Source organism: Aminiphilus sp. (genome assembly GCF_029975095.1).
GTDB lineage: Bacteria > Synergistota > Synergistia > Synergistales > Aminiphilaceae > Aminiphilus.
Genome location: NZ_JARKPW010000036.1, coordinates 1 through 11,091 on the forward strand (window position 1 = coordinate 1; position 11,091 = coordinate 11,091).

General features: G+C 60.8%; 5 protein-coding genes, 1 tRNA gene and 2 pseudogenes. All 8 read left to right on the forward strand.

The window, feature by feature from the left end:
- Positions 1-487: pseudogene (locus Q1K49_RS02520) on the forward strand (rRNA (cytidine-2'-O-)-methyltransferase); the annotation flags it as partial.
- 12 nt (positions 488-499) lie between these two features.
- Positions 500-2,431, forward strand: coding sequence for a methionine--tRNA ligase (metG, locus tag Q1K49_RS02525; RefSeq protein ID WP_300522418.1), 1,932 nt, complete (start codon positions 500-502; stop codon positions 2,429-2,431).
- An 18-nt stretch (positions 2,432-2,449) separates the two neighbouring features.
- Positions 2,450-3,247: a TatD family hydrolase gene (locus tag Q1K49_RS02530; protein WP_300522421.1), complete on the forward strand. Its 798-nt coding sequence runs from the start codon at positions 2,450-2,452 to the stop codon at positions 3,245-3,247.
- On the forward strand, positions 3,244-4,446 hold the full coding sequence (gene tgt, locus Q1K49_RS02535) for a tRNA guanosine(34) transglycosylase Tgt (RefSeq protein WP_300522423.1): 1,203 nt from the start codon (positions 3,244-3,246) through the stop codon (positions 4,444-4,446). Before Q1K49_RS02530 ends, tgt begins: the two co-directional genes overlap by 4 nt.
- A complete protein-coding gene (locus Q1K49_RS02540; RefSeq protein WP_300522426.1) occupies positions 4,443-5,426 on the forward strand; it encodes an L-threonylcarbamoyladenylate synthase in 984 nt (327 codons plus the stop codon). The genes tgt and Q1K49_RS02540 overlap by 4 nt, the downstream gene beginning before the upstream one ends.
- Before the next feature lie 247 nt (positions 5,427-5,673).
- A tRNA-Leu gene (locus Q1K49_RS02545) sits at positions 5,674-5,760 on the forward strand.
- 151 nt (positions 5,761-5,911) lie between these two features.
- On the forward strand, positions 5,912-9,529 hold the full coding sequence (gene rpoB, locus Q1K49_RS02550; RefSeq protein WP_300522428.1) for a DNA-directed RNA polymerase subunit beta: 3,618 nt from the start codon (positions 5,912-5,914) through the stop codon (positions 9,527-9,529).
- Positions 9,530-11,091 (forward strand): annotated as a pseudogene (locus tag Q1K49_RS02555) (DNA-directed RNA polymerase subunit beta'); the annotation flags it as partial.

Here is an 11,091-nt window from a genome sequence, read left to right on the forward strand (position 1 = left end):
GTTGTCAGGGCTGTCCCCGTCTCCCTTCGCCTTCCTCGGGTTTCTTCCGGACCGGGAGGGGGAGCGTGTTGCTTTTCTCGGAACACTGCGGCAATGTCCCTGGACGCTGGTGTTCTATCTGTCTCCACACAAGGCGGCGGCGCATCTCGCGTCGGTTCGCGACGTGCTGGGGAATCGCTCCATTTCGGTGGTGCGGGAGATCAGCAAGATCCACCAGGAGGTCTTTCGGGGCAGCGCGGAGGAGGCGCTCGAAAGGGCAGAAGAGGGGATGTTGCGAGGCGAACTGGTTCTTCTCGTGGAGGGCGCGACAACGGCAGGGAGTGCTGACGAGGAGATTCCCTGGGAGGAGGATGCGCAAAATCTCCAGGGGCGGGGACTTCCTCTCCGGGAGGTTGCCAACTTCATCCATGAACGGTATGGTATTCCGAAAAACGTCGTCAAGGACCGGCTCCTCCGCGCTGCGCGGAGGGAACGGGATTCATCGTAAGGGGGTCCTCACATGTCACGGAAACCGTTTTACGTCACTACACCCATTTATTACGTGAACGACGTGCCCCACATCGGGCACGCCTATACGACCATCGCTGCGGATGTCATGACCCGTTACCGAAGAATGTGCGGTTTCGACACCTTTTTCCTCACGGGCACGGACGAGCACGGCCAGAAGATTCAGCGCGCCGCCGCCGCCAAGGGACTCACCGCCCAGGAACTGGCGGATCGCACCGTGGTGAACTTTCAGGAACTCTGGAAAGCCCTCGGTGTGAGCAACGACGATTTCATCCGAACTACCGAGGAACGCCATAGGAAGGTGGTACAGCACATCTTTGCGACGCTCCTCGCCAAGGGGGACATTTACAAGGGATCCTACGAAGGATGGTATTGCGTTCCCTGCGAGACCTATGTCCCGGAGTCTCAGATGGGAGAGGCGAAGACCTGCCCCGATTGTGGCAGAAAACTGGAGATGATGACCGAGGAGAGCTATTTCTTCCGTATGTCCCGTTATGCGGAGCCCCTTTTGGCCTACTACGAGGCGAACGGGGAAGCGATCCTGCCCAAGGGACGCTGCAACGAAATTCTCAGTTTTCTCCGGGGAGGGCTGCGGGATCAGTCCATCTCCCGAACGACCATCAGTTGGGGGATTCCCGTTCCTGGTGACGAAAAACATGTAGTCTACGTCTGGTTCGATGCGCTCATCAACTATCTCGCCGCCGTGGGCTATCCCGAAGAGAACGCACCCTGGCAAAAATACTGGCCCGTGGTTCACCATCTCGTCGGCAAGGACATCATCCGCTTCCATTCAGTGGTGTGGCCCGCCATGCTTCTTGCCCTCGGCGTGAACCCTCCGAAACTCGTCTTCGCCCACGGCTGGTGGACCGTGGAGGGGGAGAAGATGTCCAAATCGAAGGGAAACGTGGTGGATCCTTTTGAGATGGTGGAGCTGTACGGTCGGGATTCCTTCCGCTACTTCCTGCTTCGGGAGGTCCCCTTCGGTCTGGACGGGGATTTCTCCGAACTCGCCCTTGTGCAGCGGCGGAACGCGGATCTCGCCAACGATCTGGGAAATCTGCTGAACCGGACCCTCCAGATGGTGGAACGCTATTGCGGCGGAAAGATTCCTGTCGCGGGGGCCGAAACGGAGCAGGAGAGAGACCTGGCGGAACTTGTCGCCGCGACACGTCGGGATGTGGATTCCTGCATGGATCGCTATGCCTTCGATGAGGCCCTCAAGAATATCTGGGTTCTTGTCGGAAGAGGCAACAAGTACATCGACGACACCATGCCCTGGAAGCTGGGCAAGGAGGAGAACGCAGAGCGTCTCGGCACGGTGCTCAACACGCTCTGTCGCGTGCTCCGTACCGTGGCGTGTCTCGTGGCTCCCTTCATCCCCGATTCCGCGGCGCGCATGATGGACCAGCTCGGCCTGAACGCGGAGAGTCTCTCCGGGGGGCAGGGCATTCCCGAATGGACCGAGGACCTCTCGGGCGTGTCCGTGCATCGGGGAGACGTGCTTTTTCCCCGCATCGATCTGAAGGAGTGGGAGGCGGAGAAGGCCGATCGGGAAGCCCGGAAGGGCATGCTTCCCGATCCCGGCGACCACGAGCCGGAGATCGAGGTTGAACAGTTTCGGAGCTGCGAATTTAGGGTTGCCTCGGTTCTTGCAGTGGAGCCCGTTCCCAAGGCGGACAAGCTCTACAAGCTCGAACTCGACCTGGGATACGAACGACGAACCATCGTCTCGGGCATCCGGGAGTTCTACGCTCCGGAAGAGCTTGTAGGGCGGAAGATCATCGTCATCTGCAATCTCAAACCCGCCAAGCTGCGGGGTGTGCTGAGCAACGGCATGCTCCTCGCCGCGGAGACCGCCGACGGTAAGGGGCTCGCGCTCCTTACCGTGGATCGGGACATCGCGCCGGGTTCACGCATTCATTAGACGATCTGGAGGATTCTCGTGCACAAGGACTTTCTTGCGGATACCCATTGTCATCTGGATATGGAACAGTTTCGAGAGGATTTGGAGACGGTGTTGGATCGGGCGGCGGAGGCGGGCCTTCGCCGCCTTCTCGTGGTGGGGTCCGACGAAACGTCGAGTTTCGCCGTGCGCCGTCTTGCCCTGGACTATGCCGACCGGGGCGTTTTTGCCGCAGTGGGTGTCCATCCCCACGAGGCGTCATCCGCGGCGGAGGGACTTTCGGCGGAACTGCGCGATCTGACGAACGCACCCTGCGTGGCGGCCATCGGGGAGACAGGGCTGGACTATCACTACGATCACTCTCCCCGGGACGTGCAGCGTCGCGTTTTTGCGGACCATGTCGCCTGGGCGGTAGAGTCGGGAAAGCCCCTTGTGGTACACATCCGAGAGGCCTACGATGATGCGCTCGCGCTTTTGCGCTCCGAGGACGCGTCCCGTTGCGGCGGCGTGATTCATTGTTTTTCAGGAACATGGGAGAACGCGAAGGCGGCGCTGGATCTGGGATTCTACGTCTCCTTCGCCGGGCCGGTGACGTTCCCCCGAAGCGCCGAATCGCGGGAGATCGCCGGGCGGATTCCGGCGGACCGGATTCTCTGCGAGACCGATGCTCCCTATCTCGCGCCTCAGCCCTTCCGGGGCAGGCGAAACGAGCCCGCCTACGTGCGGTTCGTCTATGAAACCCTCGCGACCGTGAGAAAGACCACCTTCGAGGAGCTGACCGAACAGGTCTGGAAGAACGCGGAGGCCCTGTTCGGCTGGGGGGGAGTCGCATCGTGACCCGATCGTCGGAGAGAATCTTCCGCGTGATCGCCACGTGCCCCGTTACGGGGGCGCGAGCGGGCGAGCTGCACACCGCCCACGGTGTCGTGGAGACGCCGGTGTTCATGCCCGTGGGAACCCAGGCGACGGTGAAGGCCATGGCCCCCTTCGAACTGACGGAGATGGGGACGTCCATTCTCCTGGGCAACACCTATCATCTTTCCCTGCGCCCCGGAGAAGATCTCGTCGCAGAGGCGGGGGGACTGCACCTCTTCATGGGAGGGAACCGCGCCATCCTCACCGACAGCGGCGGATTTCAAGTCTTTTCCCTGGCGGCGTCGCGGAAGGTCTCCGACGAGGGCGTCGCTTTCCGCTCCCATCTCGACGGCAGCCTCCACTTTCTGTCTCCCGAGCGTTCCGTCGCGATTCAGGAGCAGCTCGGCAGTGACATCGCCATGTGTTTCGACGAATGTGTTCCCTATCCTTCCTCGCCGGAATCCTCCCTGCGGGCGGTGGAGCGGACGCTGGCATGGGCGCGCCGCTGCCGGGAAGCGCACGCGAGGAAGGACCAGCTCCTTTTCGGCATCGTTCAAGGATCCGTCTATGTGGAACAGCGCATCGACTGCGCCCGTCGTCTCGCAGAAATGGATTTCCCCGGGCTCGCCATCGGAGGACTCTCCGTCGGAGAGCCTCACGGGGAGATGTACCGCATCCTCGACGCCGTGATGCCCTTTATGCCGGCGGCGCTTCCGCGCTACCTCATGGGGGTCGGCTATCCCCCGAACCTCGTGGAGGGAGTCGCCAGGGGAGTGGACATGTTCGACTGCGTGTTGCCTACCCGTAACGGACGAAACGGGACGGTCTTCACCTCCGGGGGGCGCCTGAACATCAAAAACCTGGAGTTCGCCCGGGATTTCTCTTCCCTCGACCCGGAATGCGACTGCCATGTCTGCCGGACCTATACCAGGGCCTATCTGCGCCATCTCTACAAGGCAGGAGAGATTCTCGCCTCTCGCCTCTGCACGTGGCACAACATCCATTTCCTGCTGCGGCTCATGCGACGCATGCGCGGCGCGATTCTCGACGGCACGTTTCCCGAGTTCCGGCGCAAATTTTTCTCCTGCTTCAATGACGAGGCGAAGGTCGAACTCCGCCTCGGAAAAGGAGGAAAGCACCGGAAGGAACGAGAAAATGCAGAGGGGAGTGCGTCGTCGTGACAATCCGTTTTCGCCTCGATCCGGAAAGTCCCGACGAGCGAGCTCTCGCCGTGGCGGGCAGAGTGCTTCGGTCGGGGCGTCTCGTGGCTTTCCCTACGGAGACGGTCTACGGTCTCGGTGCGAATGCACTCTCCTCGGAGGCGGTGGCGTGTATTTTCGCCGCCAAGGGAAGGCCCGCGGACAATCCGCTCATCGTTCACGTGGCATCCGTAGAGGATGTGCGGCAGGTGGCCCGCATGGACCATCGGGCGGAGATCCTGTTCCGCAGATTCGCACCCGGACCTCTTACGCTGGTCCTTCCCGCACGGGAAGACGTCCCGGAGAATGTCCGTGCTTCGCTACCCACCGTGGCGGTGCGCATTCCCGCCCATCCCGTGGCGTTGGGGCTTCTCCGGTACTGTGGATGCCCAGTGGCCGCTCCCAGCGCGAATTCGAGCGGCAGGCCGAGTCCCACCACAGCGGAAGCCGTTGCGGAAGACCTCGGAAATTCCCCGGCGGTGCTTCTCGACGGTGGTTCCACGGTGCTTGGGGTGGAATCGACCGTTGTGGACGCAGTTTCGGAGACACTCACCCTTCTCCGTCCCGGAGGTCTTCCCCTGGAAGAACTTGAAGCCGTCGCGGGGAAGGTTCTTCTCCCCGAAACCGCCCAGTTGCTCGCCCACTCCCCCGGGACGCGGCATCGGCACTACGCGCCGACGCTCCCTCTCTTTCTCTGGGAAGGGGAAGATCAGGTCTGGGCGGAGGTTGCGGCTCTCGCGAGGCCGGGGGAGATCGGATACGTAGGTTTGCGGGAACCTCCCTTCGAGTGCGGAGTCGTGCGACGTTTTGCCCACGCGGATGCCTATGCGGCAGGACTCTTTGGGGCGCTTCGAGATTTGGAAAAATGCGCATTGCGGCTTCTCGTGGCGGACATGCCCTCCTCTTTCCGCATCGGAAGAGCGCTCCGGGATCGTCTTCGTCGGGCTGCGCAGCGTTCCTGAACCACTCGGGCGGAGGCGGGTGCTTTTCGGCGGAGGTGGACGGATTCCATCCGGAAATGTTTCCATGGGTGGAAGTCACGGAACAGCACAGAACAGAACAGGAATATCTGGAGGCCGATGTTTCGTGGAGCCTGAAGAAACCAACTCTACCGAGAGCATTTCCCCAGTTTCGCCACACTCGTCGGTTTCCGAGCTTGCAATTTTTCTCCGCCGTTGCTACAATCATCGCCGTCACGAATTCGTCAGCGTCGGGGTGGCGGAACTGGTAGACGCGCTAGACTCAGGATCTAGTGGGCGCAAGCCTGTGGGGGTTCAAATCCCCCCCTCGACACCAGCCTGGAAACTCCCTCGGAAGAGAGAGCGGAGTATATGGAAGGGGGCATCTTGCGTCTATTGACACAAGGTGTCCCTTTTGTTATGATGCACCTTCGTCACGAATCTGCAATTCCCCAAAATTTTCCGTAGACAGGGAGGTCGTAACTCCCATGGCCGACTTTGTCCCCGCCGGTACGTGGAGCACTCGGCTCACCTTCGGCCGAGAGCGGGATCTCGTTGAGCTTCCCGATCTTGTCGAAGTACAGCGCGATTCCTTCCGTTGGTTCTTCCAGTTCGATACGGATCCTGAATTCCGGCAGAGTGTCGGGCTTCAGGAACTGTTCGACGAGATCTTTCCCATCGACAGCTACGACGGCTCTTTCGCCCTTGAATTCGTGCGGTACTATGTGGGCGTGCCGAACATCACCGAGGAAGAGGCCCGGCAACGCGACCAGACCTGGGATATGCCCGTTCGGGCAACCATTCATCTGGTGAACCGGAAGACAGGAGAGATCAAGGAGGAGGACATTTTTCTCGGTGATTTCCCCGTCATGACCGCCAGAGGAACCTTTGTCATCAACGGCACGGAACGGGTGGTGGTCAACCAGCTTGCCCGTTCCGCCGGTGTGTATTTCAGCGCCGAGGCGAGCGTGCCGGGACAAGAGTCCTATGCGGCGAAGGTTATTCCCGACCGTGGGGCCTGGCTTGAGTTCGACCTCACCCCAGGTGACATCCTCTCCGTGAACATCGACAACCGGAAGAAGATCCCCGTCACCATGCTCCTCAAAGCCTTCGGCATTCCGAACAACGACGAGGTGCTGCGGCTCTTCGGCGCCGAATCGGAGGAGGTCGATCTCATTGAGGAGGAGGCCCGGGGCCGTCTTCTCGCGGAGGCCATTCTCAACGAAGCCGGTCAGACGGTGATCCGGCGGAATGACCGCCTCACCAAGGAACACCTTGAGGCGCTCTGGAACATGGGGCGGACCACGGTGCGTGTGTGGAACGTCGATAACGCGCTGGCCTCCACGCTCGAACGAGACAACTCGGAAAACAGCGAGGAGGCGGTTCTTGAACTCTTCCGCCGGCTTCGCCCCAACGAGCCTGCTCGTATGGAGAATGCCCGGGACTACGTGAACAGTCTCTTCTTCGACACCCGGAGATACAATCTGGGACGGGTGGGGCGTTACAAAGTCAACCGGCGGCTCGACCTCGATGTTCCCGAGTCCAACCGCCTTCTCACGGTGGATGACATCGTGCACATCATCGCGGGACTCATCGCCCTGCGCAACGGCTCCGGCCAGGAGGACGACATCGACCACCTCGGGAACCGCCGCGTTCGCGCCGTGGGTGAGCTGCTTCAGAATCAGGTCCGCATCGGGCTGCTTCGCATGGAGCGCATCGCCAAGGAGCGCATGACCACGATTCCCGACCTCGCGGTGGCCACAGCGAAGGAACTCATCAACGTGCGTCCCATCTCGGCGGCGCTTCGGGAGTTTTTTGGTTCCGGCCAGCTCTCGCAGTTCATGGACCAGACGAACCCTCTCGCGGAACTCACGCATCGGCGCCGTCTCTCCGCTCTCGGCCCCGGAGGTCTTTCCCGGGAACGGGCCGGATTCGAGGCCCGGGATGTGCACTATACCCATTACGGTCGCGTGTGTCCCATCGAAACGCCGGAAGGACCGAACATCGGCCTGGTCACCTCTCTTGCGACCTTCGCACGCGTCAACGAATACGGTTTTCTGGTCACGCCGAAGAGGCGGGTCGTGGACGGATGCGTCACCGACGAGGTGGTGAATCTCTCCGCGGACGAGGAAGATCATTACTACGTGGGGCGTGCGAATACTCCCGTGGATGAGACGGGACGAATTCTCGGGCCGGAAGTGCATGTTCGCTCCCGGGGATCTATTGTCTCCGTGGAGCCTGCCGGGATTCACTTTCTTGATGTGGCGCCGAAACAGGTCGTCTCCATCTCAACGGCGCTCATTCCCTTCCTGGAGCACGACGACGCGAACCGGGCACTTATGGGATCGAACATGCAGCGCCAGGCCGTACCGCTCATCAGTGCCGAGGCCCCCATCGTCGGAACGGGAATCGAAGGACGCATCGCCAGGGATTCCGGGTCCTGTATTTTGGCGCGACGTGCCGGTGTGGTGACCCATCTCGATGCGAACGGCATTGAGATCACCGCAGATGACGGCACCAGGGATACCTACAGCCTGATTAAATTCAGGCGTTCGAATCAGGGGACCGTCATTCATCAGAAGGTTATCGTCCAGGCAGGGGACCGGGTCGAAAAAGGCGATGTCATCGCCGACGGGCAATCCGTGGAGAAGGGGGAACTCGCTCTCGGACGGAACGTCATCGTGGCCTTCATGTCCTGGGAAGGATACAACTTCGAGGATGCCATTCTCCTGAACGAACGACTCGTGAAGGAAGACTATTATACGTCGATCCACATCGAAGAGTACGAAATCGACAGCCGGGACACGAAGCTCGGCCCCGAGGAGATCACCCGGGACATCCCCAATGTCGGCGAGGACGCCCTGAAGAACCTCGACGAAAACGGAATCATTCGGGTCGGGGCGGAGGCCAAGGCGGCGGATATCCTCGTGGGCAAGGTGACTCCCAAGGGCGAGTCGGACCAATCCCCCGAGGAAAAACTTCTGCGGGCGATCTTCGGTGAAAAGGCCCGGGAGGTTCGCGATACGTCCCTCCGAGTTCCCCACGGGGAGGGCGGCAAGGTCGTGGCGGTGAAGCGCCTTGTGCGGGAAGAGAGCGGCGAACACCTGAGTCCTGGCGTCAACGAGGTCGTCAAGGTGTACGTCGCCCAGCTTAGAAAGATCACGGTGGGAGACAAGATGGCGGGGCGTCACGGAAACAAGGGTGTGGTCTCCCGCATTCTTCCCGAGGAAGACATGCCCTATCTTCCCGACGGCACCCCCGTGGACGTGGTGCTCAATCCTCTCGGTGTGCCGAGTCGCATGAACCTTGGGCAGGTTCTTGAAACCGTCATGGGTTTTGTCGGCTACAACGGCATCGAGGAGATGGGGGGCCGTTTCCGCATCGCCACGCCCGTCTTCGAAGGTGCCCAGGAAACGCATATCTTCGATCTCGTGGAGAAACTCCAGAAGGAGAAGTACCCGGATCTGACCTCCGACGGGCGCATTACCCTCTTCGACGGCAGAACGGGGGAACCCTTCGAAAACAAGATCACCGTAGGGTGCATGTACATGCTCAAACTCATCCACCTCGTGGACGATAAGATTCACGCCAGATCCATCGGCCCGTACAGTCTCATCACCCAGCAGCCCCTCGGGGGCAAGGCCCAATTCGGGGGACAGCGCTTCGGAGAGATGGAGGTGTGGGCTCTCGAGGGATACGGTGCGTCACATATTCTCCAGGAGATGCTCACCGTCAAGTCCGACGACATTCGGGGCCGTCTCAAGACTTATGAGCGCATCGTGAAGGGGCAGAATCTCACGGAGCCGGGTGTCCCGGAGAGCTTCCGCGTCCTCGTGAAGGAGCTCCAGGGGCTCGGACTCGACGTGGAGATCACCTATGACGACGGTTCCGTGGGCGAACTGGTCATGGACGAGGAAGAGTTCGACAGTGGGAGGATCGGCCGTTTCTCCTCTTTCCGCAGTGACGTGATGGTGGAGGATGAACCCGACGAAGATGTCTCCCCCGCGGGAACCACCGAGGCGTTTCTCTTCGGGAGGGATGATGACGTTTCCGAGACGGAATCGGAGTCGGAGGAAGCCGATGCTCCAGAAGGGGGGAACGCATAGATGAGTCGTCGGGAGATCGCGGGAGTCCGCGTCAAGCTGGCGAGCCCCGAACGCATTCGGGAACTTTCCAGCGGAGAAGTGAAGAAGCCCGAGACGATCAATTACAGAACGCTCCGCCCCGAAAAGGACGGATTGTTCTGCGAGCGCATCTTCGGCCCCACGAGGAGCTTTGAGTGTGCTTGCGGCAAATACAAGCGAAGCGGCCCCAAATTCAAGGGGGTCGTCTGTGACCGTTGTGGTGTGGAGGTCACGGACAACCGGGTTCGCCGGGAACGCATGGGGCATCTGGAGCTTGCGGCGCCGGTGGTGCATATCTGGTACCTCCGGGGTATTCCGAGTAGGCTCAGTCTGCTTCTGGGAACCGCTACGAAGGAGCTTGAGAAGGTAGTCTACTTCGCTCCCACGCGTCGCCGGGAACCGGTGTACAAGGTCGTCATGGAGGGAAAGCGGCATGATCTCGTACGTCGCGGAGAGACTCTCTCGGCGTGCGAGGAGCGCCTGCACAGTTTTTATGACCCGAAATTCAAGGCCGAGGAGGCCTATCGGATTCTTCAGGTGGACGACATTCCCGTGAACGAGGGGGATGTGATTTCCGCCTCCATGGTGGCGCGTTACAAGGCGGAGTACGGGGACGAGATCTTCAAGGTCGAGCCCGCCTTTCGAACCACCGCCGCGCATCCGGGGGGACTCTTCGGAGAAGGGGACATTCTCTCCGCCGGTCAGGTGGACAAATTCTCCTCCCAGGAACGGGAGCTCCCCGTGGAAAGAGCTCTCGTGGGTAACCAGGAGGGATTTGTCGTCACGGGGGTGGTGCACCTTCCCTTTGGAAAGGGAGACGTCACGTCGGCGAGCGAATATCAACTCTTTCACGAGAAACATCCCGGACGCTTCAGCGCCCAGGTTGAGTCCATCACACTGGAGGATCCCTGTTACATTGTGCTAGAACAGGGGGATTCTCCCTTCGAGCGGGGAAGTATCATTCTCGAACGGGAATATCGGCTCTGCGCTGCCTACGACAAGGGATTCAAGGCGGGGATCGGCGCTGAAGGAGTGCAGGAACTCCTGCGCGTTCTCGATCTGGAGGAACTCGCCGCAACGCTGCGTGAAGAGATTGCCGAGTGTACCGGACAAAAGAAGCGGAAGCTCATCAAGCGCCTCAACGTGGTGGAGGACTTCCGGAAAAGCAACGGCAAGCCCGAATGGATGGTCATGGAGGTGCTGCCCGTCATTCCTCCCGATCTCCGCCCCATGGTGCAGCTCGATGGAGGGCGCTTCGCCACCTCCGATCTGAACGACCTCTACCGGCGCGTCATCAACCGGAACAACCGTTTGAGGAAACTGCAAGAGCTGCGGGCTCCGGAGATCATCGTGCGCAACGAGAAGCGCATGCTCCAGGAGGCCGTGGATGCCCTTATCGACAACGGCCGGGTCGGCAAGGCCGTGCTTGGTGCGGGAAACCGTCCTCTCAAGAGCCTGTCCGATCTCCTGCGGGGAAAGAAGGGGCGCTTCCGGCAGAACCTGCTCGGAAAACGCGTGGACTATTCGGGGCGTTCCGTCATCGT